The sequence below is a fragment of the Polaromonas sp. P1_G2 genome (assembly GCF_056405515.1).
Map to the genome: position 1 here is coordinate 1 of NZ_JBFUBY010000024.1, position 24,229 is coordinate 24,229.

The window sequence follows — 24,229 nt, forward strand, 5'->3', positions numbered from 1 at the left end:
GCCTGGACACCGTGAGCGCCCTGACGCGCTCGGTGCGCGACGCCGTCACTGTGCACGAGGTGCTGGCGGCACGCCAGGTGAGGCTGGCCGGCAAACCGCTGTCCGCCTGCCGCCTGGCCGTGGCCCGCACGCAGATGCAGGATGCGTTGAGCCGCACCGTGGCCCAGGCGTTTGAGCGCAGCCTGCAGGTCTTGCGCCGGGCCGGCGCCCATATCGAGGAGATCGCGCTGGAGGAAATCTCCGAACTGGGGGCCATCAACGCCACCGGCGGCCTGTCCGCGGCGGAAAGTTACGCCTGGCACCGCAGCCTGATCGCCGAACACCAGGCCAGCTACGACCCGCGTGTCGCGCAGCGCATCCTGCGCGGCGCCAGCATGAGCGCAGCCGACTACATCGACTTGGTGGCGGCCCGCAAGGCCTGGATCACCCGCATGGAAATCCGCCTGGACGGCTTTGACGCCGTGCTGTCGCCCACCGTGCCCCTTGTCGCGCCGCCGATTGCCGGCCTGCTCAACGACGACACCGAGTTCTTCAGGGTCAACGGCCTTTTGCTGCGCAACACCTCCGTGGTTAACATGCTCGACGGCTGTGCGATTTCCCTGCCCTGCCACACGCCCGGCCAGTTGCCCGTGGGCCTGATGCTGTGGCACGCGGCGCTGCATGATGACGATGTGCTGGACCTGGCCATGCAGGTGGAAGCCGCCCTGGCCCTGTCGCTGCAGCAATAACCGCCGCCGACCCATCCAGTTCGGGCCAGCGGCCTGCTTCACTTCATAAAAACAATGCAGAACACGTTTCACCATCCCGAGCGCTCCGCCTCCACCCCACGCCGCCGCGGCGCCCTCGTATGAGGATCGCCGTCATTGGTGCCGGCATCATCGGCATCACCACCGCCTACGAACTGGCCCTGGACGGCCATGACGTCACCGTGTTCGAACGCCGCGGCGCGGCGGCCGAGGAGACCAGCTTCGCCAACGCCGGCCTGGTCGCGCCCGGCTACGTCACACCCTGGGCAGCGCCCGGCATGCCGCGCAAGGTCCTCAGCCACCTGTTCAGCCGGCACGCGCCCGTCAAGCTCGCCCTGCCGCTGTCGGCCGGTGAACTGGCCTGGATGTGGAAATGGTTTCGCGCCTGCAAGCTCGATACCTACCTGGCCAATCGCGCACGCATGCAGCGCCTGGCCTTTTACAGCCGGGAACGACTGCACCACCTGACCGCCGAGCTGCAACTCGAATACGACGGCAGCCCCGGTTACATGGTTTTGCTCAATGAAGCCCAGCGCCTGGGCGTGAACTTTGAGTTCAACACCACGGTGGCTGGGCTGGAGCAGGCACAGCCCGCCAGCCTGGTCATCGCTGGTGAAAACACGCCGCGCGGCTTCGACCGCGTCGTGATGTGCGCCGGCCTGGCCTCGGCGCAGCTCTTGAAGCCGCTGGGCCTGAAAATCCCGATGGCGGCGGTTTACGGCTACTCCATCAGCGCACCGATTCGCGAACCCCTGAACGCGCCACGCAGCGCGCTGATGGACGAACGCTACAAGGTGGCGATTTCACGCCTGGGCAATCGCGTGCGCGTAGCCGGCAGCGCCGAAATCGGYGGCTCGCTGGACAATAAACGGGCCGGCTCCCTGCAAACCCTTTACAAGGTTTTACATGATTGGTTTCCGGGTGCGGCCCAGCTCTCCAACATCGGCGCCAGCGTGCAGGAGTGGAAAGGCGCCCGGCCCATGCTGCCTGACGGGCCGCCCATCATCGGCGACAGCGGCATTCCCGGACTCTGGCTCAACCTGGGCCACGGATCCAGCGGCTGGGCACTCAGTTGCGGCAGCGCGCGGGCGCTGGCCGATCTGATGGCAGGGAAAAGCACGGACATCGACATGGAAGGGCTGGACGTCGCCCGCCTTGCCTGAAACCCGGCGAGTCCCGTTCCTGCGAGACACCGGGGGGCCGCACAATCGGGCCATGCGAAGAATTTCCAGCGCCCTCAGCGAGCCGCTTCACAGCGTGGCGGCTACCCGCGAACTTGAGCAGCTCGCCGCCGCCGGCCTGCCGCCGCACACGCTGATGCAACGGGCCGGCCTTTCGGTCGCCCGCCTGGCGCTGGCCCTGGCGCCGCACGCGCAGCGCATCTGGGTTGCCTGCGGGCCCGGCAACAACGGCGGCGACGGTTTCGAGGCCGCCATGCACCTGCACCGCTGGGGCAAAAACGTGACCCTCACCTGGACGGGCCCATCCCCCGGGAAAACCGGCCAGCCACCCGACGCCCAGGCCTCGCGCGAACGCGCCCTGGCGGCCGGCGTGCCCATGTCCGCGGAGCCGCCTGAAGGCTTCGATTTCTGCATAGACGCCCTGCTGGGCATAGGCGGCACGCTGGACCCGGCCCGGCCGGGCATGGCCCTAATGCTGGAATGGCTGGCGCGCATGCAGGCCGGTGCCGCACCGCGGCTCGCGGTGGACGTGCCGACCGGCCTGGACGCCGACACCGGGGTGTTCAAGCTTGAACTTGCGGCGGCACCAGATATCTTTACCTTGAGCCTTTTGACCCTGAAGCCGGGGCTGTTCACCGCGAACGGCCGCGACCGCGCGGGCCAGGTATGGTTTGACGGCCTTGGCACGGCGACGGCCGACGCACCGGAGGCCTGGCTGCTGGGTGCCGACCGGGCCTCGCAAGCACCAAGGCATACCAGCCCGCACGCCAGCCACAAGGGCAGCTTTGGCGACGTGGCCGTGCTGGGCGGCGAGTCCACCGCCCACAGTCATATGGCGGGCGCCGCCCTGCTGGCGGCGCGGGCCGCACTGCACGCGGGTGCGGGCCGGGTGTATGTGGCCCTGCTCGGCAAGCCGGCGCTCAGTGTGGATCCCCAGCAACCCGAATTGATGTTCCGCGCCCCCGAGGCGCTGGACCTGGCGCAGCAGGTGGTGGTGTGCGGCTGCGGCGGTGGTGACGCCGTGCGCGCGGTGCTGCCCAAGGTGCTGTCGGCGGCTCCCCGGCTGGTGCTGGACGCGGACGCGCTCAACGCGATCGCGGCGGATACGCAGCTGCAAACCCAGCTCACGTCCCGCCACCACCGCGGCTATGCGACAGTGCTCACGCCCCACCCGCTCGAAGCCGCCCGGCTGGCAGGAAGCAGCGCCAAAGAGGTGCAGGCCGGCCGGCTGGCGTCCGCCCGTCAATTGGCCGAGCGCTTTCAGTGCGTCGTGGTGCTCAAAGGCTCGGGGACCGTGATCGCCGCGCCGGGCCGGGCCAGCGCCATCAACAGCAGCGGCAATGCCCTGCTGGCCACTGCCGGCACGGGTGATGTGCTGGCAGGAATACTGGGCGCCCATATGGCCGGAGGCCTGGAGGCTTTCGAAGCGGCCTGCAGCGCCGTGTTTGCCCACGGCCGCAAGGCCGATGAATGGCCGGCGGGCCACGGTGGCCAGGCGCTGACGGCGTCGGCGCTGGCCGGCTGCTAGACGATGACCATCAAGGCAATCTGCAGCAGCACGATCAGCACCAGCGCCGAGATGTCGACCCCGCCCACGACGGGGATCACGCGGCGCAACGGCGCCAGCACGGGCTCCGTCAGGCGGCCCAGCAAGGCATAGGCGGGCGARCCGGGCTGTATCCACGAGAGGATGGCAAAACCCAGCACCAGGATGAACAGGGTTTGCAATGCCACACGGACCAGCATCTTGAGCGCGAACGACAACAGCGACAGCAAGAGCAGGGGCGCCACGTCAAGCGCTCCCGGCAGCACGCCGGACAACAAGGCCCACAGCAGGGCATAGGCCAGCGCCAACACGGCGGCGGCGATCACGCTGGCCCAGTCCACCCGCGACTGCGCCAGCGACCTGGGCAATGCGCGGCGCAGGGGCTTGACCAGCCAGTCGGTCAGCGCCATCACAAAACTGCCCGGCTGGGCGCTCATGTTGACCCGGACCCAGTTCATCCACGCACGCAGCAGTGCCGCCGCAATCAGCAGGAAAAAAATGGTCTCAAGAAGAAACGACAGGATACGGATCAGCATGCGCGGCCTGCCCTGGACGAGAAAGGATGGGAAAAACAATCCATGGCTATTTCCGGATTCCTAGCGGCGCGGCTTCTTGCCCTGTTTGCGCCCGGCGCTGCCGGCGGCTTTCTTGACGGCCGCCTTCAGCGCCTGGATGGGCGACTTGGGCGTGCGTTCGCTGCCGGCGCCGCCGGTGCTCCGGCCTGAACCGCTGCTGCGGCTACTGGAGCGGGTTTCCGCGTGCTTGCCCACCGGCTTCTTGCCGGCCTTGCCGGTTCGGGGTTCGCCGGCGTGGCGCGCGGCGCCGCGTTCCTGGGCCGGCAACTCCGTCGCATGGCCGCCGGTCTTGTCCTTCATGGCACGGCCGACCAGGTCCTGGCCCTCGTTCACCAGGCGGAAATCAATCTTGCGGCCGTCCAGGTCCACCCGGCTGACCTGCACCCTTACCCGCGTGCCGATGGCGTAGCGGATGCCGGTGCGCTCGCCGCGCAGCTCCTGCCGCGCTTCGTCGAAGCGGAAGTATTCGCCGCCCAGTTCCGTGATGTGCACCAGGCCTTCGACGTACATCGCATCCAGCGTGACGAAGATGCCGAAGCCCGTGGCCGCCGTGACGACACCGCCGAACTCCTCACCGAGGTGCTCGCGCATGTATTTGCACTTGAGCCAGGCCTCGACGTCTCGGCTGGCTTCGTCGGCGCGGCGTTCGTTGGCGCTGCAGTGCAAGCCGGCCGCTTGCCAGGCGAGTTCGTCGGCACTGGCTTTTTTCGGCTTCTGGGTCGGCTCCTTGACGCGCGAGGCCAGCCGTTTGGACAGCTTGGCCTCGGCCTCTCCCGGCGTGGGCAGGGTCGGCAATTGGTATTTGGCCTTGTTCAGCACTGCCTTGATGACGCGGTGCACCAGCAGATCTGGGTAGCGCCGGATCGGGCTGGTGAAGTGCGTGTAGGCCTCGTAAGCCAGGCCGAAGTGGCCGCTGTTCATGGGCGTGTAGATGGCCTGCTGCATGGAGCGGAGCAGCATCGAGTGGATTTGCTGCGCGTCCGGCCTGTCCTTGGTGGCCAGCGCGATGCGCTGGAACTCGCCCGGTTCCGGGTCATCGCTGATGGTCATGCCGACGCCGGCCACCTTCAGGTAGTTGCGCAGCATCTCCTTCTTCTCGGGCGTCGGGCCTTCGTGCACACGGTACAGGCCCACATGCTTGCTCTGGGAAATAAAGTCGGCCGAGCAGACGTTGGCGGCCAGCATGGCCTCCTCGATCAGGCGGTGGGCCACGTTGCGCGTGCGGGGCACGATTTTTTCGATACGTCCAGCTTCGTCGCAGACGATCTGCGTTTCGGTGGTTTCGAAATCCACGGCTCCGCGCACGCCGCGCTCCTTGAGCAAGGCCTGGTAGACGTCGTGCAGGTCGAGCAAATGCGGCACCAGTGCCTTGCGCTGCGCGGCTTCGGGGCCGCGTGTGTTGGCCAGGATGGCGGCGACCTCGGTATAGGTGAAGCGCGCCTGGCTGAACATCACGGCCGGGTAGAACTGGTAGGCATGGACCTCGCCCTTGGCGTTGACCAGCATGTCGCAGACCATGCACAGGCGCTCGACGTTGGGGTTGAGCGAACACAGGCCGTTGGAGAGTTTCTCCGGCAGCATGGGAATCACGCGGCGCGGGAAGTACACGCTGGTGGCGCGGTCGTAGGCGTCGATGTCGATGGCGCTGCCGGTTTCCACATAGTGGCTCACGTCGGCAATCGCCACCAGCAGGCGCCAACCTTTGCCGCGGCCGACCTTGGCCGGCTCGCAGTACACGGCGTCGTCAAAGTCGCGGGCGTCTTCGCCGTCGATGGTGACCAGCGGAACGTCGGTCAAGTCGATGCGGTGTTTTTTGTCGGCCGGCCGCACGGCGTCCGGCAGGGAACGGGCCAGGGCCAGGGCTTCGTCGCTGAATTCATGCGGCACGCCGTATTTGCGCACCGCGATTTCGATTTCCATGCCGGGGTCGTCGATCTCGCCCAGCACTTCCTTGACGCGGCCCACAGGCTGACCGAACAGCGCCGGTGGCTCGGTGAGTTGCACCACCACCACCTGGCCAACTTTAGCCGTGCCGGTGGCGCCCTTGGGGATCAATACGTCTTGGCCGTAGCGCTTGTCTTCGGGCGCGACCAGCCAGACGCCGCTTTCCTGCAACAGGCGGCCAATGATGGGGTTGGAGGAGCGCTCGATGATCTCGGTCACGCGGCCTTCAGGCCGGTTTTTGCGGTCATGCCGCACGATGCGCGCCTTGACGCGGTCCTTGTGCAGCACCGCGCGCATTTCGTTGGGCGGCAGGTAAATATCCGCCTCGCCGTCGTCGCGCAATACGAAACCATGGCCGTCGCGGTGGCCGGAAACGGTGCCCTCGAATTCAGCGAGCAGACCGGAGGAATGGGCGGACGATCCGCCCGCATGGGAGTGAGTTGTTTTGATAAAAAGTCTCTATTTGTTGGAGGCTGCTGGCTTTGAGTATGCAGCCGAAATATTTCAGGAAAATTTGCGGGCCGAGGCCTCAGAAAGCATTCAAGTAATGGTACACTGCTAGCTGTGCCCGGGTGGCGGAATTGGTAGACGCGCACGGTTCAGGTCCGTGTATCGCAAGATGTGGAGATTCGAGTTCTCTCCCGGGCACCAGATACACCAAACAGCTTTGCCAGACTCTGAAACGAGCTCTGGAAGAAAGCAAGATTAAAGCCACTGCGACCCAGTGGCTTTTTTTATTGCTGGAATTTCCGGGCCTCATCTTCCGGCCCGGTCTTTCGCCCTCAATCTTGATCAAACGGGCACGGCCACCAGGTCGTGGCCCTGGGTCCCGACGATGCGGGCCCGGGTGAATTCACCGACTTTCAGCGTCTTGCTGATTTTCTCGGGCGGCAGCAGCTTGACCACGCCGTCGATCTCGGGCGCATCGGCATAGGAACGCCCGGTGCCGCCCTTTCGGCCCAGCGCCGGGGCCGAATCCACCAGCACCTGCATGGTCGCGCCTATGCGTTGCTGAAGCTTCTGGCTGGACACCGCCTCGGCAACCGCCATGAAACGGGCGCGCCGCTCTTCACGCAATTCCATCGGCAGCATGCCGGGAATGTCGTTGGCCGTCGCGCCTTCCACGGCGCTGTAGGCAAAGCAACCTGCGCGGTCGATTTTGGCCTCGCGCATGAAGTCCAGCAGGTGCTCGAATTCCGCTTCGGTTTCACCGGGAAAACCGGCGATAAAGGTGCTGCGGATCACGATCTCTGGGCAGATTTCGCGCCAGCGCGCAATGCGCTCGAGGTTTTTCTCGCCGCTGGCCGGCCGCTTCATGCGCTTGAGCACATCCGGATGGCTGTGCTGCAGCGGAACATCAAGGTAAGGCAAGACCTTGCCGGTGGCCATCAGCGGCAGCACCTCGTCCACACTAGGGTACGGATACACGTAATGCAAACGCACCCAGGCACCGTAGGGCTCGGCGATTTCGCCGAGAGCCTGCACCAGCTCCAGCATGCGCGTCTTGACGGGCTTGCCATCCCAAAAGCCGGTGCGGTATTTCACGTCCACGCCGTAGGCCGAAGTGTCCTGGCTGATGACCAGCAGCTCCTTCACGCCGCCCTCAAACAGTGCACGCGCCTCATTGAGTACGTCGCCTATGGGCCGCGACACCAGGTCGCCGCGCATCGAGGGGATGATGCAGAAGGTGCAGCGGTGGTTGCAACCTTCGCTGATTTTCAGGTAGGCGTAGTGCCGGGGCGTGAGCTTGATGCCGGCAATGCCGAAGGCGTTGGGCACCAGGTCCACAAAGGGATCATGCGGCTTGGGCAGGTTCAGGTGGACCGCGTCCATGACTTCCTGCGTCGCATGCGGACCGGTCACGGCCAGTACGCTGGGATGCATCTGGCGCACCAGGTTGCCGCCGTCGTCGCCGGCCTTGGCGCCCAGGCAACCGGTGACGATGACCCGGCCGTTTTCGGCCAGAGCCTCGCCGATGGTGTCCAGGCTTTCCTTGACTGCATCGTCGATGAAGCCGCAGGTGTTGACGATCACCAGGTCCGCGCCTTCAAAGGTCTTGGAGGTCTGGTAACCCTCGGCGCTCAATTGCGTGAGGATCAATTCGGAATCAGTCAGGGCCTTGGGGCAGCCCAGGCTGACAAAGCCGACGCGAGGGGCGGCTTTGGGAGTGGCGGGTGCGGGTGGGAAAATAACTTCGCTCATGGGGTCTATTGTCTCAGGGTAAGCATCAGGGCGAACCGTGGACCCCGGATGGCCTTCAACGGCCTGTCAACGCACGGGCACATTGCCCGGCATTCAGTTCATTTTTTCAAGCCGAAGGCCTGCAGCATCTGCTCGCTCTGCTTTTGCATCTGCTCTTGCATCTGCGTAAAAACGGTTTTGGATTGCTCCACGTAAGTGCCCATCATGCCCTGCATCATGGGCGACTGGGCATTCATGAACTGCGCCCACATTTCAGGGCTCAGCCCTTTGGACTGCTCAGCCATCTTGACCTGCAGGTCCATGAAGCTCTGGACGTTTTTCTCCAGGTAGGCGCCCATGAAACCCTGCATCGCATTGCCGTAAAAACGGATGATGTTGGCCAGCACGGCCTCTGTGAACATGGGCTCGCCGCCGCTCTCTTCTTCAAGAATGATCTGCAGCAGGATGCTGCGCGTCAGGTCTTCATTGGTCTTGGCATCGCGCACCACAAAATCAGCACTGTCCATCACCAGCTGGCGAACCTCGGTGAGCGTGATGTAGGTCGACGTTTCGGTGTCATAGAGCCGGCGGTTCGGGTATTTCTTGATCACGCGGGACGCCGCAGCCTTGCCGGCAGACCGGCCGCTTTTGGCGCCGGAATTGCCGTCGGCAACCGCTTCGCCTTGTGAAGGCGGAAGGCCGGATGCCGGGCTGGTGGATTTGCTTTTTGGCACTGATTTCTCCTCTGAATGACGGCCGGCATTGAGATGCCGGAGTTCCATACATTCTAGGAATTCTGATGTACTCAATCCCCTTGGTTTACCCTGTGTGATGGGCCCCGCATCACCGTGGATGCGAAAGCCTGGACAGGAACCATTCTGAGGGAATTGGTAGGCGCGATTGGACTCGAACCAACGACCCCCACCATGTCAAGGTGGTGCTCTAACCAGCTGAGCTACGCGCCTAAGGACTGTTCGAAGCTAGCAGTATAGCATTTATTTTTGCCCCCACGTTCGCTCACCGCATTCCATGAGGGGAGCACTCAGCGCCTGCGCGCCGAGCGCACGCCCGGCACCTCGGCCACGATGCCCAGCACCTGGTTGAGGCGGCCTGATTGCGCGACTTCGACGGTGAAGGTCATCCAGGCGGTGCCGCCGCGGTTGTCTTTCACCGACTGCGTCTGCACGCCGATGACGTTCATTTTTTCCTTGGCGAACACCTCGGAAATATCGCGCAGCAGGCCCTGCCGGTCGGCCGCTTCCACGGCAACGTCCACCGGATAGACCGCGCCGTCGGGCGTCTTGGGCGAATTCCATTGCACTTCGATTACGCGGTCCGGGCTGCCGGCCGCCATGTTGCGGAAGTTGCTGCAGTCGCTGCGATGAATGCTGACGCCTTTGCCCTTGGTGACGAAGCCAAGAATCTCATCGGGCGGCGCGGGCTTGCAGCACTTGGCCAGTTGCGTCAGCAGGGATCCCATGCCGACAACCAGCACGCCGCCCCCTGCCTTCTTTGCATTCGCGTTGGGCGCACGCGCCTTTTTTGCCAGCACGTAATCGTCCTGGCTCAACACCGGCTCGGGCGGCCTGAGCATGTTCTCTATCGTGCGCAGGGACAACTCGTCTTTGCCCACGACCTCAAACAAGTCCTCCGCCGCCTTGAAGCCGAGCTGCGCCGCCAGGTCGTCCAGCTTCATCGCCGTCTTGCCTTCGCGTTGCAGCAGTTTTTCGACGGCCTCGCGGCCGCGAGCCACGGTCTGCTCCATCGCCAGCGCGTTGAACCAGGCGCGCACCTTGGATTTCGCGCGGTGGCTGGACAGAAAGCCCAGTTCAGGATTGAGCCAGTCGCGCGAAGGCCCGCCTTCCTTGACGGTAATGACCTCCACGGTCTGGCCGTTCTGCAGCGGTGTATTGAGCGGCACCATGACACCGTCGATGCGCGCGCCTCGGCAGCGGTGGCCCAAGCTGGTGTGCACGCTGTAGGCGAAGTCAACCGTGGTCGCGCCTTGCGGCAACTCCACAATGGCGGCGTCAGGCGTCAGCACATAAATGCGGTCTTCAAACAGCCCTTGTTTGTCATCGCGCGCGCGCTGGGCGGCGGGGCCCGAGAGATCGCGCTCCCAGGCCAGCAGTTGCCGCAGCACGGCGATCTTGGCGTCGTATTCGCTGCTGGCCGACACACCGCCATAACCCTTGGTGCCGGCCTCCTTGTAGGCCCAGTGCGCGGCCACACCGTGCTCGGCGTGGTCGTGCATGGCCTGGGTGCGCACCTGGATTTCCACCGCCCTGCCCGCGTCGTCGCGCACCACGGTGTGCAGCGACTGGTAGCCGTTGGTCTTGGGCTTGGCGATGTAGTCGTCGAACTCGCCATCCACCGGCGTGAAGCGCGAATGCACGAAGCCGAGCGCCGCGTAACAGCCCTTCACGTCGGCGGCGATCACGCGCAGCGCGCGGATGTCGAAGACCTGTTCGAAGTCCAGCGACTTGCCGCGCATTTTCTTGACGATGCTATAGATATGCTTGGGCCGGCCCTGCACCAGCGCGGCGATGCCGTTCTGGTTCAGTTCACGCTCCAGCTGCGCGCGCAGGGCTTCCATGAAACCCTCGCGCTCCACACGCTTTTCATCGAGCAGGCGCGCCGTCTGCTTGTAGGTTTCGGCCTCCAGGAAGCGGAAGGCCAGGTCTTCCATTTCCCATTTGATCTGCCAGATGCCCAGGCGGTTGGCCAACGGTGCGAAGACGTGCAGCGACTCATAAGCCAAAGACAGCGGCGCGGCCTGCCGCGTCGCGGCATAGTGGCGCAGGGTCTGCAGGCGCGATGCCAGCCGCAGCATCACCACACGCAAATCGCGTGAGAACGCCAGCAGCATCTTGCGCACGTTCTCGGTCTGCGCGGCCGGGTCGTCCAGCAACTGCGCCTTCGCATTGGCGCTGCGCGCCTGGCGCTGCACCTGCACCAGCTTGGTGGTCTCCATCGCCAGCGCGGCATAGTTGGCGCCGAAGGCCTTGGTGATCACTTCCTGCGGCTTGGTCAGGTGCTGGCACGCATAGACCAGGTAGGTGGCCGCCTGCATGGCTTCCGAGCCGCCTATGGTTTTCAGGATGGAGGCGACCGCATCGGCGTGCACCAGGATGTTCTCGCCCGTGTCGTGCGTTTCAGTGGCGATCAGGGGTTCGGCGAACGCGCGGGCCCGGGCCAGCGCATGCGGCTGGTCCGGAAGGCTGTCGGCCGTGGCGGTCACGATGGAGGCATTCGCCCCCTGGGAGGCTGTCGGGCCACCGGGCCCGACCACATTGCTTTTCATGTAACTTCAGTCAAATAAGTTGGCGGGCCTCAGCCCAGCAGAAATCCCGTCACGGCGGCGACTTGGTCGGCGGCAACCAGAGTGGGCGCGTGCCCCACTCCCGCAAATTCCACCAGGCGGGCGCGCGGCGCGCGCTGCGTCATGGCCTGGGCTGTCTGGATGCTGAGCAGGTCGGACTGCTGGCCCCGTATCACCAGGGTTTCAGCCTTGATATTGTCGTAGAGCTGCCAGAGCATGGTTTCACCCTGGCGTGCGGATTCCTCGGTTTCCAGCTTGAAAGGCACAGCGATGGCCGGGTCGTAATGCAGGCGCCACTTGGCATCGGCGGCGTCCGAGACGCGCCTGAGCATGGGACGCGACAGCGCCAGCCACTGCTCGGGCGTGTGCGGGCCGAAGCTTTGGGAAATCGCCCACATCGCATCGGCCGCCTCCTGCACCGATCCGAAGTGGCCGGCCTGGCCCAGATAGGTGCCGATCCGCACGATCGCCTGCCACTCGATGGCCGGCCCCACGTCATTAAGTACCAGGCGACGCACCGGCGCCGGCAGGGGCAAGTCAGGCGTTCCACACACCGCCACGCCGATCAGCCCGCCCATGCTGGTGCCCACCCAGTCCAACGAGGTAACTGGCGCCTGGGCGTGCAACTGGCCCAGCATCGCCAGCATGTCGCCCGCATAAGTGCGCAACTGATAGCCCATAGGCTCCTTGAGCCAGTCGCTTTCCCCGCGGCCCACCACGTCGGGGCAGACCACGCGTATGCCGTCCCGCGCCTGCTCGGACAAGGCCCGCGCCAGCGTATCGAAATCGCGCCCCTGGCGCGACAGGCCATGCACGCACACCACCAGGTGCTCGCTGTCCGGCCTGCCCCATTGCCAGTACGCCATGCGGTGGCCGCCCGAGGCGTCGGGGCAATTTACGTAGTTCAGCGTAGGTTGGGTCATGGCGCGGCAGTTCAATTCAAAGGCTTGATAATTGCTTGAGAAATCAACCAGGCGCGGCGTGCACAACGCGAGGCCCGGTCTCCCAGTTCAACCATCGTAAATCATCCGGAGAAACAATATGCTCAAAGGTAAAACAGCCCTCGTCACCGGCTCGACCAGCGGGATAGGCCTGGGCATCGCCAAGGCGCTGGCGGCGCAAGGCGCCAACATCGTCATCAACGGCTTCGGCGACGTGGACGGCCCCAAGGCCGAAGTGGAAGCGCTGGGCGCGCGCGTGGCCTACCACGGCGCCGACATGAGCAAGGTCGCCGACATCGAGGACATGATGCGTTACGCCGCCGCGCAGTTCGGCCAGGTCGACATCCTGGTCAACAACGCCGGCATCCAGCACGTGGCCCGCGTCGAGAACTTCCCGGTCGAACGATGGGATGCCGTGATCGCCATCAACCTCAGCAGCGCCTTCCATGCCACCCGCTTGGCCCTGCCCGCCATGCTGGCGGCCAACGGCGGCAGGGGCTGGGGCCGCATCATCAACGTGGCGTCGGTCCACGGCCTAGTCGGTTCCGCCGAAAAATCCGCCTACGTCGCCGCCAAGCACGGCATCGTCGGCCTGACCAAGGTCACCGCACTCGAGAACGCCACCACGGGCGTGACCTGCAATGCCATCTGCCCCGGCTGGGTGCTCACGCCGCTGGTGCAAAAACAGGTGGACGCCAAGGCCGCCGCCGGCAACATCAGCAACGAGGCCGCCACCAGGCAGTTGCTGGGTGAAAAGGAGCCCTCCATGCAATTCACCACGCCCGAAGAGCTGGGCGCGCTGGCAGTGTTTTTCTGTTCGCCGGCCGGCAACAATGTGCGCGGCGTGGCCTGGAACATGGACGGCGGCTGGGCGGCGCAGTAAGCGCCTTCGCTTTTCTCTTTTCTCGTTACAGCATCCGGCTGACGTATTCGCCTATCGCGAGCGAACTCGTCAGCCCCGGCGATTCAATGCCAAAAAGATTGACCAGGCCCGCCACCCCGTGCTCGCGCGGGCCCTGGATCATGAAGTCCCTGGCGGCCTCATGGGGCGCCTGGATTTTGGGGCGTATGCCGGCATAGCCCGGCGTCAGCGCACCGTCGGCCAGCGCGGGCCAGTATTTGCGTACCTCGGCATAAAAGGCGTCACCGCGCGCCGGGTCCACCACCAGGTCGTCGGGCGAATCCACCCATTGCACGTCGGGGCCGAACTTGGCCTGGCCGCCCATGTCCACTGTGAGGTGCACGCCCAGGCCCGCGGCTTCGGGCACCGGGTAGATCAGGCGGCTGAAAGGTGAGCGCCCCGGCAGCGTGAAGTAGTTGCCCTTGGCGTAATGGCTGGGCGGCACATGCTGCGCGGGCAGGCCCGCAAAGCGCGCGGCCAGGTGCTGGGCCTGCAAGCCCGCGGCGTTGACGACGGTGGTGGCTTCGAGTTCAGTGCCGTCTTCCGCGGTGAGATAAAGGGCGCCTGGTGTGCATTCCGCACGGGCCAGCGGCGAACTCAGCGCGACCAGCCCGCCCGCGTTCTCCAGGTCGCCCTGCAGTGCCAGCATCAGGCCGTGGCTGTCGACAATGCCGGTGCTGGGAGAATGCAGCGCGGCCACGCATTCGAGTTGCGGCTCCAGCGCAAGGGCTTGCTTACGCGTCAGCAGCACCAGGTCGTTCACGCCGTTGGCGGCTGCCTTGTCGCGTATGCCCTGCAGCTGCGCGACCTGGGCCTCATTGGTCGCCACGATCAGCTTGCCGCAGCGCCTGTGGCCTATGCCGCGCTCGGCGCAGTAGGCGTACAACAAGCCCTTGCCTTCAACGCACAGCTGCGCCTTGAGCGAGCCTTGCGGGTARTAGATGCCGGCGTGGATCACCTCGCTGTTGCGCGAACTGGTGCCCGTGCCTATCGCATCGGCGGCCTCCAGCACCATCACTTCCCTGCCCCGCAGCGCCAGCGCGCGTGCCACGGCCAGGCCCACCACGCCCGCGCCAATCACCACACAATCGACTTTGTCCATCAGCGGCCTTCAAAACCTTCAATGACGTTGACGGCATTGGTGCCCAGCGCGGCGGCCGCATAGCCGCCCTCCAGCACGAACACCGTGGGCAGGCCCAGCTTGCCCAGGCGTTCGCCAAGGCGGATAAAGTCGCCGGGCTGCAGCGCGAACTTGGAAATCGGGTCTTCGGCAAAGGTGTCCAGCCCCAGCGACACCACCAGCGCGTCGGCGCTGAAGGTGTTGATGCGCAGGCAGGCTGCTTCCAGCGCCTCGAACCAGCGCGGCACCGTGCAGCCAGCCGGCAGCGGCAGGTTCAGGTTGAAGCCTGCGCCCTCGCCCGCACCGGTCTCGTCGGCATGGCCCAGATAGAACGGGTACTCGGTCATGGGGTCGCCGTGCACGCTCACGAAGAGCACGTCGGCGCGGTTGTAAAAAATGCTTTGCGTGCCGTTGCCGTGGTGGTAATCGACATCGAGCACCGCCACGCGCGTCGCGCCGCCGTCGCGCAAGGCCTGGGCCGCCACAGCGGCATTGTTCAGGAAACAATAGCCGCCCATGAAGTCGGGCCCGGCATGGTGGCCGGGTGGGCGGCTGCAACAAAAGGCGGCGCGCTCACTGCCGCTGCCCAGCAAGGCCGCGGCGCTGGCGGCGGCGTCCGCGCCGGCCTTGGCGGCCTGCCAGGTGCCGGCCGACAACGGCGAGCCGTTGTCCATCGAATACAAGCCCAGCCGCGCGGTGAAATTGACGGGCTCCACGTCGCTGCGCAAGCTTCGTACCGGCCACACCGAGGGAAAAGGCTGGCGGCCATCGTTGCCTTCCTCCAGCACCACCCAATCGCGCCAGGCATGCTCCAGAAATGCCAGGTAGCGGGCGGTGTGCACCTTGGCCAGCACCCCGCGGCTGTCGGCATGCGGCGTGCGCAGGACGTGGCCGCGTTCGCTCAGCCGGGCTTTGACGTACTCGGCGCGCGCCGGCGTCTCAAAACAGGGCACACGCTCACCGCGGAAAAACTCGTACTGCGGGGCATGGGCGTGGTGGCTGTCGCTGAAAAAGGTGAGCATGGTGAACGTACCTGGGTAAAAAGTGCAGGCGACCGCTGACAGGTTTCAGAGCTTGCGCGGGTCGGTCCTGAGCAGCAGCTCGACCAGCGAGCGCAAGCTGGCCTTGAGCGGTTCGGCGCCCGGCGCCAGCGCGAAGGTGCTTTCGTCCATATAAAGCTTGCGGTTGATCTCGAGCTGGATGCTGTGCCGGTGTTCGGCCGGCCGGCTGTAGCGCCGGACCAGCTCCACGCCTTTGTAAGGATGGTTGTAAGCCACGCTGTAGCCGCGCGCCTTCAGGTGCTCGCATACCAGCCTGGACAAGGCCTTGCCCGCGGTGGTGCCTTCACGGTCGCCCACCACGAAGTCAGCGTGCGCCTCACCCGGAAAATCCGTGGCGCTGCTGGACGCCACCGCGGGCATGGAATGGCAATTGATGTGAATGCTGTAGCCGTGCTGCGCGTGGGCGGTGTCAATCGCCCTCGCAACGGCCGCGTGATAGGGCTTCCAGCACTGTTCAATGCGTGCCTGGATTTCCGCCACGCCCAGCTTGCGGTCATACAAGGGCACGCCCTCGTCCGTAGTACGCCAGATCAGGCCTTTGCCCAACCGTACCTTGGACAATATTTTGGGATCGGTCTCCACCGGCCCGGGCCACAGGCCGTCCAGCAAGCTCACGTCCATTTCGGTGGTGTTGCGATTCGCATCGAGATAGCTGCGCGGAAAATGCGCCTCAATCCAGTGCACGCCCAGGCCGGAGGCAAAGTCGTAGAGCTTTTCAACGTGGGTGTCTTCGGCGCTGCGAAGCACGGCAAGCGCGCAAGCGTGCCTGAAATCCGCCGGGTACACCGTCCCGCTGTGGGGAGAATCCAGGACCAGCGGGGTGCTTCCGGGCAGGTGGGTAATGAGCTGCATGACCTTGACTTTAGCACCGCAAAAACCGACGCCAGCGCCGCGCAAGGCGGCACACCATCGCTTTCCCGCCGCGCGCAAACTTCCGTTTGTCCTACAGGGATTTAACTGTTGCACCCACAAAAGTGGGCCCGCACGGCCCTTAAATTTCACGACGGAAAGCAACAACACGCGGCTGTTTCGCCACAAGCGTGACGCCGTCCATTTATCTCTTGAAGGAAGCAACATGCCATCATTGACTCGAACCTTTTCAGCCACCGTAATGGCCGTCGCCGCGTTGGCGGCAGCCACTGGCGCACAAGCGCAAAGCTCCACGTCCAGCTCCGGCATGTCGAGCAGCAACTATTCGTTTTATGCACCGGGCTCTCGCTATTTCGGGCTCAACGTCGGCCAATCGGACTTCTCGCTGCCCAGTGGCGCAGGCGCCTTCCCTTCGGACAACAAGGACACCTCGTACAACCTCTACGGCGGTAGTTATTTCAACAACAACTTCGGCCTGGAACTCGGCTATACCGATTTCGGCAAGGCCAACCGCGGCGGCGGACAGACAGAGGCGCAAGGCATCAACCTGAGCCTGGTAGGCCGCCTGCCCCTGAGCAACTCCTTCAACCTGCTGGGCAAGGTCGGCACGACCTACGGGCACACCCGCGTGTCCGCCTTGCCGGCTTCCGGCCTCGCCTCCGGCAGCGAGAGCAACTGGGGTATCTCTTACGGCATAGGTGCCGAATGGGCCTTCACCCCGGCCCTGTCGGCCGTGCTGGCATGGGACGAGCATGACTTGAAGTTCGTCGGCACCGGCAAGGAGCGCGTCAGCACCACCAGCCTGGGCCTGCGCTACCGCTTCTGATAGGCCTCCGGGCGCGCCCGCCGCACCCGCCTGCCACCGGCCCGCACGCCTTCACAGGCCGCGGGCTTTTTCACATCTCCGGCAGGCTCCCGCCTGGGTTCGCGGGCCTCGCAGGCGCCAGCATTTCCTGCAGCAGCCAGGTGCCGGCACGCCCCAGAGGGCGCTGGCGCGACCATACGGCATCAACCGGCACCCGCCGCGGCCAGCCGCGCGCGTCGAGTTCCGCCAGCTTGCCGGTGGCAAAGCGCGTGACCATCCAGCGCGGAATCGCCGCCCAGCCAAAACCCAGCACCGCCATTTCCATCAGCATGAGGTAGCTGGGCGCCGACCAGGCGCGGCGCGACTGGGGCAGGCCCTGGGCGCCCTGCTCCATATAAGTATCCAGCCGCAGCTCGCGGTAGTCGGCCAGCAGGTCGGGCGTCAGGTCCTGGAGGCTGGCGAGCGGATGGGCGGTGGCGACGAACAAGGTGATTTCAGACTGCTCGGCAATCGTGGCCGAGCCGATGTCCGGTGGGTAAGCGTTTTGCGCGGCCACCACGCCGATGTGCGCCCGCCCGGTCTGCACCAGCGAGACCAGGTCGCCGTGCTCGGCAATCAGGCATTCGAATTCAAGGTCGGGAAAGTGCCGCTCAAAAGCCAGCAGCATTTCCTCGAAGCGGTCGGACTGGTAGGTGTCCGACCAGACCACACTGAGCTTGGGCTCCATGCCGCCGCCGAGCTGGCTGGCGGCGCGGTCCAGCCGGTCGCTGGCGGCCAGGATTTCCTGCACCTTGCCCAGCATCACCCGGCCATGCTCCGTCAACGCCGGCTTGCGGGTGCTGCGGTCAAACAGGGTGATGCCCAGGTCGATCTCCAGGTTGGCGATCGCGGTGCTCACGGTCGATTGGCTTTTACCCAGCTTGCGCGCCGCAGCCGAAAACGAGCCCAGGGTGGCAGCTTCGGCAAAGGCGGTCAGTGCTTCCGGGGAATGGCGCATGGCGCGACTTTCTATCTATTTAATAGATGATTATTGATTTTAATCCATCCAAAATAACGATAAAAATACAACCATCGCCACCCAATATCGAGCTTGGGGCCCCGACATCAAGCAGAAAGTGAAGTGCACCGTGAGTCCGCAGAAATCAGTCAAGGAACGTTTTTTCCACGCCCTGGGGTTCGAAATCCTGGCCATCGCCATTTGTGCGCCACTGGGCGCCTGGCTGCTTGGCTATTCGCTGGCGCACATGGGCCTGCTGACCTTGATGGTCTCGCTCATGGCCATGAGCTGGAATATGGCGTTCAACGCCCTCTTCGACCGGGCGCAGCAACGCATGGGCTTTCAGCGCACGCTGGGCGCCCGCGCCGTGCACGCCGTGCTGTTTGAAATTGGCCTGATCATCGCGGTGGTTCCGCTGGCCGCCTGGTGGCTGAACATCGGCTTCTGGGAAGCCTTTGTGCTGGACATCGCCATCGTGCTGTTCTTCCTGCCCTATACCTTCTGCTTCAACTGGGCATACGACCACCTGCGTGCCAAGGTCGTCGCCCGCAACAGCCGCCAGAAGCAGAAAGCATGTGCCTCGGCGGCCTGCGCAACCCGGGGCGGCACCGCCCCGTTCATCATTTCATCTGCACAGAGCCCGACACGTTGACCAGCACCGTGCTTTTGCCGGCTTCCACAGGAACCGATGAATCGGCCATTTCGGCTTTGGCCGACATCGCCATCATGCGGGGACGCGGCGGCGGATTCTGGTCGTTGGCGTTGATGGAAACTTCGCGCAGGCTGTAGCTCGAAAAGCCGAAACTGCGCGCCACTTCGCCGGCCTTGGCCTTGAAGCGCTCAATGGCCTGCGCCTGGGCTTCGCCCTCCACCCTGGCGCGCTGTTCACGGCTCAGGGCAAAACTCACGTTGCTCATCGTGAGGGTCTGGATCTTGCCCGCCGTGCCGGTGATGCGCGGAAAGTCCCGGCCCTCCAGCACCAGTTCGGTGGAACCCTGCCAGCCGTTGATCTTCCCATCCTTGCCGTAGCGCGGGTAGAGGCTGAAGTTGCCGGTGCGCACGTCCATCTGGCCCGGCGCGGCCGCCTGCTTGGCCTGCGCCAGCGCGGTATCCAGCGCCTGTTTGAGCTGGGTCTGCACGACGCCGGCATCAGTGCCGTCGCGCGTGGTGCTCAGCGAAATCGACAGCAGGTCCTGCTGCACTTCCACAGAGCCTGTGGCCGACAGCTGGGCCACGTTCTGCAGGGTTTCAGGGCGCATGGTCTGGGCCATCACGCCGGAGGCGATGGCAGCGCCCGCCAGCAGAACACAGACAGCAATCAATTTGGAAGTTCGCATTGGAATTTACCTTTCAGGTGGTTGATCTTGCTTTTGGCCACAGTTGTGCGGCCGCGAAAGACATGAAACGAAAAAGAAAACAAAAAGGGGTTGGGGAGGCCAGGAATAAAGGCCAGGAATTTGGGGATTTGGCAAGTCGTGCCTGCCACGTGCATGCCGGCAGCCGCTCGGTCCGCCGGATTTTTCCGCTTGGCAAGTGACCGTTTTGAAGGGCCACAGGCGTTTCGCACAACGCGTGGGCCGCGATTTTCACATGCTCTTTTCCCAGGAGGTGTAGGAGGATTTCCACAATCAAATCCCACGCGTGCATGCAGCCGCAACTTATGTAACAGTGTGTCAAAGTGACTGAAAAACGAGACATCGCGTGTTTTCAGCCTTCAAAATGGCTCTGTTACAAATTACCAGACGACTATGACCCAAGCCCAACCCAACGCCCGTGCCGACAAAATCCTGATTCTTGACGACGATGCCCGCATCCGCGACCTGTTGCGCCGCTACCTGGCCCAGGAGGGTTTCGAAGTGATCCTGGCCGAAGACAGCAAGGCCCTGAACCGCATCATGCTGCGTGATGCCGTCGACCTGATCGTCCTGGACCTGATGATGCCCGGCGAAGACGGCCTGTCCATCTGCCGCCGCCTGCGCGCCGCCAACGATCGCACGCCCATCATCATGCTGACCGCCAAAGGCGAGGACGTGGACCGCATCGTCGGCCTGGAAGTCGGCGCCGACGACTACCTCGCCAAGCCCTTCAACCCCCGCGAGCTTCTGGCCCGTATCCACGCGGTTCTGCGCCGCCGGCCGACAGCCGAAGTGCCCGGCGCCCCGTCCAGCGACCAGGAAGTCATCACCTTCGGCCCCTTCTCGTTCGACATGGGCCTGCGTACCCTGCACAAGAACGGCGAAGAACTGCCGCTGACCACCGGCGAATTCGCCATGCTGAAGACCCTGGTGCGCCACCCGCGCCAGCCCCTGTCCCGCGAAAAACTGGCGCAGCTGGCCCGCGGCCGCGAGTTCGAGCCCTTCGATCGCAGCCTGGACGTGCAGGTTTCCCGCCTGCGCAAGCTGATCGAAGTGGATGCGGCGGTGCCTCGCTACATCCAGACGGTCTGGGGCATAGGCTACGTGTTCGTGCCGGATGGCACTAACTAGCCCCCACGCTTTTCACTGCGCCTTCGGCTTCGTGTAATGCGCTGCCCCCCGAGGGGGCCGCCCGCCTGCAGTCCGGCAAAGCCGGCCCTGCGGCTCATGCTGGTAAAAACAAATGCTTCCACTGGCCCACATGACGCGCGCCCGCAACAGGCGGCAACAGCTTGCATGCCGCCGCGCTGGCTCATCGTGCTAACGTCCATCGATTGATCGCCCGCATTCGCGGCACGTACCCACTTTTTTATGGACGCCACCAACCCGGTCCCCCTTGAAACCGCCCCGGCACCGCTGGAGATGCGCCCGCGGCGCGGCTTCAGCCTGTTCTGGCGGACGTTTTTCTTCCTGTCGCTGCTGCTGTTCGGCTCCATCGTGGCTTGGCTGCAGACCTTCCGGGCACTCGAATCCGAGCCGCGCGCCATCCAGAGCGCGCAGCAGCTGGCCTCGCTGGTCAACCTGAGCCGGGCCGCCCTGCGTTATTCCGACGCCATCGCCCGCGTTTCGCTGATCAAGACCCTGGCCGACGAGGAACGCGTGCGCATCACGCCACGCGAGCCCAAGGACAAGTTCGAACTGTTCGAGAGCGACGAGCTCGGCGAGCGCACCGCCGAAGAGCTCAAGGCCCGGCTGGGCAGCGGCACCGTCGTGGCCAGCAACGTCAATGGCCAGAAGGGCCTGTGGGTGGGTTTCGCCATCGACGGCGACTCCTACTGGCTGCTCACCGACCCTTCCAAGATAGGCCCGTCCCGCAACAGCACCTGGGTCATCTGGCTGATCACCGCCGCGGCGCTGTCGCTGGCGGGCGCGGCCTTTATCGCCAGGCTGATCAACCGGCCGCTCAAGCAGCTGTCCTTCGCGGCCAGCCGCATGCGCGACGGCGACTTCGATGCCAGCCTGCTCGACGAAAAAGTTGCGACCAGCGAGATCCGCGAGGTCAACATCGGCTTTAACCGCATGGCCGAGCAGCTCTCCAAGATCGAACAGGACCGGGTCATCATGCTGGCCGGCATTTCGCACGATTTGCGCACACCGCTGGCGCGCCTGCGCCTGGAAACCGAGATGAGCGTCACCGACGCCGATGCCCGCGAACACATGGCGGCCGACATCACCCAACTCGACGCCATCATCGACAAATTCCTCGACTACGCCCGGCCCGAGCCGCCGCGGCTGGAGCGCGTTTCGCTCAATGCCGTGGTCGATGCCGCGGTCTATGCCGTGGCCGACTACGAAGACATGCGCGTGACCGTCGCCATTCCCGATGACATGGCAGTCCTGGCCGACGAGGTCGAGCTGTCACGCGTGATCTCCAACCTGCTGGAAAACGCCAGGCGCTACGGCAAGACGCCCGAAACCGGCATCGCGCTGGTGGACATCGCGGCCAAGAGCCGCGACCAGTGGGTGCTGATCAAGGTGCGCGACCACGGCATGGGCGTGGCGCCCGAAACCTTGTCCAAGCTCACGCGGCCGTTTTTCCGCGGCGATGCGGCGCGCACGGCGGCCACGGGCGCGGGCCTGGGCCTGGCGATTGTCGAGAAAACCGTTCACCGCATGGGCGGCGTGTTCGGCCTGGCCAACACCGGTTCGGGCGGACTGGCCGCGCACATCAAGCTGCGCCGTAGTTAAGCGCTCAGTACAGCAACACCACCGCGCGCGCTTCCATGCTCAGGCCCTGCCCGACCGGGCCCAGCTTCTCGGCGGTTTTGGCCTTGACGTTCACCTGGCCCACGTCCAGCCCCAGGGTTTTGGCGATGTTCGCCCGCATAGCCACGATGTAGGGGGCCAGCTTGGGCGCCTGGGCAATCACGGTGCTGTCGATGTTGGCGATGCTGTGGCCGCGTTCCTTCAGCAGGCGCCCCACTTCCGCCAGCAGCACCGACGAGTCGGCGCCCTTGAAACGCGCATCGGTGTCGGGGAAATGGGAGCCGATGTCGCCCAGGGCCGCAGCGCCCAGCAAGGCGTCGGTGACGGCATGCAGCAGCACGTCGGCATCCGAATGGCCGAGCAGGCCCACGGAGTGGGGAATATCAACCCCTCCAATGATCAGTTTGCGACCGGGCACCAGCGCATGCGTGTCCCAGCCCTCGCCGATTCGAAAGTTGACGCTGCTCATGGATGCCTTTGTCGGAGTTGTGGTGGAATTCGGGGCCTATTTGCCGCGCCGCCCGAAAATCGCTTCCGCCAGCGCGAAATCTTCCGGGTAGGTGACCTTGAAGTTCTCCGCGCTGCTGCTCACCAGCCGGGGCGCCAGGCCCACAGCCTCCATCGCGCTGGATTCGTCGGTGACGCGGTCGCCGGTTTTCTCCAGTGCGTCGATCAGCATGCCGATGCGGAACATCTGCGGCGTCTGCGCCAGCCATTTTTCGCTGCGGTCTATGGTGCTCGCCACACGGCCGCCGCGCTCGCTTTTGAGCGTGTCCGGCAGTTTTTGCGCCAGCAGGCCGCCCACGGCATCGTTGCGGCAGGCGGCGATCAGGGCCTCGATCTGCTCGGGCATGACCAGGCAGCGCGCGGCATCATGCACCAGCACCCAGTCGTCCAGCGTGGCGCCGCCGGGCTGCGCCACCATGGCCTTGAGGCCGTTGAGCACCGTCGCCGCCCGCGTCGCACCGCCGCCCGGCAGCAGGTGCTCGTTTTGCTGCTTGTAATCGGGGAACACGCTGAGAAATTCCCTGTCGGACGGCGAAATCACCACCCAGAGCGCGGCAAAAGTGCCCGAGAGCGCCCGAAAAGCCTCCACGGTGTGCCGCACCATGGGCAGTCCGGCGATCACCTGGTACTGCTTGGCCTGGACCGTGCCGGCACGGCTGCCCTGCCCGGCACAGGGGATCAGGGCAAAAAAACGGGACCCGGAATGGATATTGGCGCGGCTTGTCGTCATAACTTCATCATAGATTCTAAAATCAGGGGATTGAATACACGCAGGCACCCCACTCCGGATGGTTTGGGGTGCCTGCCTTTTGCCGAATGATTTTCCGATTGACTTGTTGAAAACCTGGCCAGCCGCGCACAGCTCAATGCACCTACCTCCACTCGCCTCCGGCAAACGCTACACCCTGCCCCAGCCCGCCGGTTCCGCCGATGCCCTGCTGCTGGCACGCCTGGGCACCCGCGAAAAAGCCGCCGGCAAGCTCACCGCCATCATCACCTCTGACGCCACCACGGCCCAGCGCCTGATGGACGAGATCGCATTTTTCGCGCCGGAGCTGCGCTGCGCCCTGTTCCCCGACTGGGAAACCCTGCCCTACGACACCTTCTCGCCGCACCAGGACCTGATCAGCGAGYGCCTGGCCACGCTGTGGCGCATCCAGCAGCGCGACAAGGAAACCGGCGCCGACGTGGTCATCGTGCCCGCCACCACGGCGCTGTACCGGCTGGCGCCGCCCAGCTTCCTGGCCGGCTACACCTTCCACTTCAAGGTCAAGCAAAAGCTCGACGAAACGCGCCTGAGGGCCCAGCTCACGCTGGCGGGCTACAGCCACGTCACCCAGGTCGTCAGCCCCGGCGAATACGCGGTGCGCGGCGGGCTGATCGATTTGTTCCCCATGGGCTCGGCCGTGCC

22 protein-coding genes, 2 tRNA genes and 1 pseudogene are annotated in these 24,229 nt (G+C 64.8%); 11 read left to right on the forward strand and 14 right to left on the reverse strand.

Annotated elements, in window-relative coordinates; translation table 11 throughout:
• From AC1D0P_RS04320 to AC1D0P_RS04330, 3 genes are all read left to right on the forward strand, one after another.
• The coding region (locus AC1D0P_RS04320) for an amidase family protein (RefSeq protein WP_477675571.1) at positions 1-728 on the forward strand (728 nt) is incomplete at its 5' end.
• Positions 729-847: 119 nt separating this feature from the next.
• Complete coding sequence (locus AC1D0P_RS04325) at positions 848-1,909, forward strand: FAD-dependent oxidoreductase (RefSeq protein WP_477675572.1); 1,062 nt, start codon at positions 848-850, stop codon at positions 1,907-1,909.
• Positions 1,910-1,961: 52 nt separating this feature from the next.
• Positions 1,962-3,455, forward strand: coding sequence for an NAD(P)H-hydrate dehydratase (locus AC1D0P_RS04330; RefSeq protein ID WP_477675573.1), 1,494 nt, complete (start codon positions 1,962-1,964; stop codon positions 3,453-3,455).
• Here the strand turns inward: AC1D0P_RS04330 and AC1D0P_RS04335 are convergent.
• Both AC1D0P_RS04335 and rnr read right to left on the reverse strand, forming a co-directional pair.
• A complete protein-coding gene (locus tag AC1D0P_RS04335; protein WP_477675574.1) occupies positions 3,452-4,009 on the reverse strand; it encodes a YggT family protein in 558 nt (185 codons plus the stop codon). The genes AC1D0P_RS04330 and AC1D0P_RS04335 overlap by 4 nt on opposite strands.
• A 60-nt stretch (positions 4,010-4,069) precedes the next feature.
• Positions 4,070-6,391: a ribonuclease R gene (gene rnr / locus AC1D0P_RS04340; RefSeq protein WP_477675590.1), complete on the reverse strand. Its 2,322-nt coding sequence runs from the start codon at positions 6,389-6,391 to the stop codon at positions 4,070-4,072.
• Positions 6,392-6,558: 167 nt separating this feature from the next.
• On the opposite strand from rnr, the gene AC1D0P_RS04345 reads away from it, so the two are divergent.
• A tRNA-Leu gene (locus AC1D0P_RS04345) sits at positions 6,559-6,643 on the forward strand.
• A 141-nt stretch (positions 6,644-6,784) separates the two neighbouring features.
• On the opposite strand, the gene rimO is transcribed toward AC1D0P_RS04345, so the two are convergent.
• The 5 genes from rimO to AC1D0P_RS04370 all read right to left on the reverse strand — a co-directional run bounded on the left by rimO (position 6,785) and on the right by AC1D0P_RS04370 (position 12,418).
• Positions 6,785-8,194 carry a 30S ribosomal protein S12 methylthiotransferase RimO gene (rimO, locus tag AC1D0P_RS04350; RefSeq protein WP_477675575.1) on the reverse strand — a complete coding sequence of 470 codons (1,410 nt, stop codon included), beginning with the start codon at positions 8,192-8,194 and terminating at the stop codon, positions 6,785-6,787.
• 98 nt (positions 8,195-8,292) lie between these two features.
• On the reverse strand, positions 8,293-8,784 hold the full coding sequence (gene phaR / locus AC1D0P_RS04355; RefSeq protein WP_477652249.1) for a polyhydroxyalkanoate synthesis repressor PhaR: 492 nt from the start codon (positions 8,782-8,784) through the stop codon (positions 8,293-8,295).
• A 277-nt stretch (positions 8,785-9,061) separates the two neighbouring features.
• A tRNA-Val gene (locus AC1D0P_RS04360) sits at positions 9,062-9,138 on the reverse strand.
• Between the two features lie 77 nt (positions 9,139-9,215).
• Entirely contained in the window at positions 9,216-11,477 is a 2,262-nt protein-coding gene (locus tag AC1D0P_RS04365) for a RelA/SpoT family protein (RefSeq protein ID WP_477675576.1), read from the reverse strand.
• A 29-nt stretch (positions 11,478-11,506) separates the two neighbouring features.
• Complete coding sequence (locus AC1D0P_RS04370) at positions 11,507-12,418, reverse strand: alpha/beta fold hydrolase (RefSeq protein ID WP_477675577.1); 912 nt, start codon at positions 12,416-12,418, stop codon at positions 11,507-11,509.
• Positions 12,419-12,536: 118 nt separating this feature from the next.
• Here AC1D0P_RS04370 and AC1D0P_RS04375 point away from each other — a divergent pair, with 118 nt between their 5' ends.
• Positions 12,537-13,319, forward strand: a complete 783-nt coding sequence (locus AC1D0P_RS04375) for a 3-hydroxybutyrate dehydrogenase (RefSeq protein ID WP_477675578.1) — start codon at positions 12,537-12,539, stop codon at positions 13,317-13,319.
• 25 nt (positions 13,320-13,344) lie between these two features.
• Here AC1D0P_RS04375 and AC1D0P_RS04380 read toward each other — a convergent pair whose 3' ends face one another.
• From AC1D0P_RS04380 to AC1D0P_RS04390, 3 genes are read right to left on the reverse strand one after another with little or no spacing between them, the layout of a single operon-like run.
• Positions 13,345-14,439: an NAD(P)/FAD-dependent oxidoreductase gene (locus AC1D0P_RS04380; RefSeq protein ID WP_477675579.1), complete on the reverse strand. Its 1,095-nt coding sequence runs from the start codon at positions 14,437-14,439 to the stop codon at positions 13,345-13,347.
• A complete protein-coding gene (locus AC1D0P_RS04385) occupies positions 14,439-15,479 on the reverse strand; it encodes a histone deacetylase family protein (protein WP_477675580.1) in 1,041 nt (346 codons plus the stop codon). Before AC1D0P_RS04385 ends, AC1D0P_RS04380 begins: the two co-directional genes overlap by 1 nt.
• Positions 15,480-15,524: 45 nt before the next feature.
• A complete protein-coding gene (locus AC1D0P_RS04390) occupies positions 15,525-16,370 on the reverse strand; it encodes an N-formylglutamate amidohydrolase (protein ID WP_477675581.1) in 846 nt (281 codons plus the stop codon).
• Positions 16,371-16,593: 223 nt separating this feature from the next.
• Between AC1D0P_RS04390 and AC1D0P_RS04395 the strand changes: the two genes are divergently transcribed.
• Positions 16,594-17,214, forward strand: coding sequence for an outer membrane beta-barrel protein (locus AC1D0P_RS04395; protein ID WP_477675582.1), 621 nt, complete (start codon positions 16,594-16,596; stop codon positions 17,212-17,214).
• Positions 17,215-17,284: 70 nt separating this feature from the next.
• Here the strand turns inward: AC1D0P_RS04395 and AC1D0P_RS04400 are convergent, their stop codons facing one another.
• The gene (locus AC1D0P_RS04400; RefSeq protein WP_477675583.1) at positions 17,285-18,190 is read right to left on the reverse strand and encodes a LysR family transcriptional regulator; all 906 of its coding nucleotides are present in this window, start codon (positions 18,188-18,190) and stop codon (positions 17,285-17,287) included.
• A gap of 130 nt (positions 18,191-18,320) precedes the next feature.
• On the opposite strand from AC1D0P_RS04400, the gene AC1D0P_RS04405 reads away from it, so the two are divergent.
• A complete protein-coding gene (locus tag AC1D0P_RS04405) occupies positions 18,321-18,842 on the forward strand; it encodes a multidrug/biocide efflux PACE transporter (RefSeq protein WP_477675584.1) in 522 nt (173 codons plus the stop codon).
• Here the strand turns inward: AC1D0P_RS04405 and AC1D0P_RS04410 are convergent.
• A complete protein-coding gene (locus AC1D0P_RS04410; RefSeq protein ID WP_477675585.1) occupies positions 18,811-19,527 on the reverse strand; it encodes an SIMPL domain-containing protein in 717 nt (238 codons plus the stop codon). The genes AC1D0P_RS04405 and AC1D0P_RS04410 overlap by 32 nt on opposite strands.
• On the opposite strand from AC1D0P_RS04410, the gene AC1D0P_RS04415 reads away from it, so the two are divergent.
• The 3 genes from AC1D0P_RS04415 (at position 19,527) to AC1D0P_RS04425 (ending at position 22,293) form a co-directional block, all read left to right on the forward strand.
• The gene (locus tag AC1D0P_RS04415) at positions 19,527-19,727 is read left to right on the forward strand and encodes a hypothetical protein (RefSeq protein ID WP_477675586.1); all 201 of its coding nucleotides are present in this window, start codon (positions 19,527-19,529) and stop codon (positions 19,725-19,727) included. The two genes, AC1D0P_RS04410 and AC1D0P_RS04415, sit on opposite strands and share 1 nt — an antisense overlap.
• Before the next feature lie 211 nt (positions 19,728-19,938).
• A complete protein-coding gene (gene ompR / locus AC1D0P_RS04420) occupies positions 19,939-20,676 on the forward strand; it encodes an osmolarity response regulator transcription factor OmpR (RefSeq protein ID WP_007866319.1) in 738 nt (245 codons plus the stop codon).
• 240 nt (positions 20,677-20,916) lie between these two features.
• Positions 20,917-22,293 (forward strand): sensor histidine kinase, encoded by a 1,377-nt coding sequence (locus tag AC1D0P_RS04425; RefSeq protein ID WP_477675587.1) that lies wholly within the window; start codon positions 20,917-20,919, stop codon positions 22,291-22,293.
• A 4-nt stretch (positions 22,294-22,297) separates the two neighbouring features.
• Here the strand turns inward: AC1D0P_RS04425 and ispF are convergent, their stop codons facing one another.
• Both ispF and ispD read right to left on the reverse strand, forming a co-directional pair.
• Positions 22,298-22,780, reverse strand: coding sequence for a 2-C-methyl-D-erythritol 2,4-cyclodiphosphate synthase (gene ispF, locus AC1D0P_RS04430; protein WP_477675588.1), 483 nt, complete (start codon positions 22,778-22,780; stop codon positions 22,298-22,300).
• A gap of 36 nt (positions 22,781-22,816) precedes the next feature.
• The gene (gene ispD, locus AC1D0P_RS04435; RefSeq protein WP_477675589.1) at positions 22,817-23,548 is read right to left on the reverse strand and encodes a 2-C-methyl-D-erythritol 4-phosphate cytidylyltransferase; all 732 of its coding nucleotides are present in this window, start codon (positions 23,546-23,548) and stop codon (positions 22,817-22,819) included.
• Positions 23,549-23,684: 136 nt separating this feature from the next.
• On the opposite strand from ispD, the pseudogene AC1D0P_RS04440 reads away from it, so the two are divergent.
• Positions 23,685-24,229 (forward strand): annotated as a pseudogene (locus AC1D0P_RS04440) (transcription-repair coupling factor); the annotation flags it as partial.

Bases quoted from the DNA above. Each gene is read 5' to 3' on its own strand.
- AC1D0P_RS04395 (WP_477675582.1), top strand. From the start codon at position 16,594: ATGCCATCATTGACTCGAACCTTTTCAGCCACCGTAATGGCCGTCGCC.
- AC1D0P_RS04410 (WP_477675585.1), bottom strand. From the start codon at position 19,527: ATGCGAACTTCCAAATTGATTGCTGTCTGTGTTCTGCTGGCGGGCGCT.
- ompR (WP_007866319.1), top strand. From the start codon at position 19,939: ATGACCCAAGCCCAACCCAACGCCCGTGCCGACAAAATCCTGATTCTT.
- AC1D0P_RS04365 (WP_477675576.1), bottom strand. From the start codon at position 11,477: ATGAAAAGCAATGTGGTCGGGCCCGGTGGCCCGACAGCCTCCCAGGGG.
- rimO (WP_477675575.1), bottom strand. From the start codon at position 8,194: ATGAGCGAAGTTATTTTCCCACCCGCACCCGCCACTCCCAAAGCCGCC.
- AC1D0P_RS04425 (WP_477675587.1), top strand. From the start codon at position 20,917: ATGGACGCCACCAACCCGGTCCCCCTTGAAACCGCCCCGGCACCGCTG.
- AC1D0P_RS04370 (WP_477675577.1), bottom strand. From the start codon at position 12,418: ATGACCCAACCTACGCTGAACTACGTAAATTGCCCCGACGCCTCGGGC.
- AC1D0P_RS04375 (WP_477675578.1), top strand. From the start codon at position 12,537: ATGCTCAAAGGTAAAACAGCCCTCGTCACCGGCTCGACCAGCGGGATA.
- AC1D0P_RS04400 (WP_477675583.1), bottom strand. From the start codon at position 18,190: ATGCGCCATTCCCCGGAAGCACTGACCGCCTTTGCCGAAGCTGCCACC.
- AC1D0P_RS04330 (WP_477675573.1), top strand. From the start codon at position 1,962: ATGCGAAGAATTTCCAGCGCCCTCAGCGAGCCGCTTCACAGCGTGGCG.
- AC1D0P_RS04385 (WP_477675580.1), bottom strand. From the start codon at position 15,479: ATGCTCACCTTTTTCAGCGACAGCCACCACGCCCATGCCCCGCAGTAC.
- AC1D0P_RS04390 (WP_477675581.1), bottom strand. From the start codon at position 16,370: ATGCAGCTCATTACCCACCTGCCCGGAAGCACCCCGCTGGTCCTGGAT.
- ispF (WP_477675588.1), bottom strand. From the start codon at position 22,780: ATGAGCAGCGTCAACTTTCGAATCGGCGAGGGCTGGGACACGCATGCG.
- ispD (WP_477675589.1), bottom strand. From the start codon at position 23,548: ATGACGACAAGCCGCGCCAATATCCATTCCGGGTCCCGTTTTTTTGCC.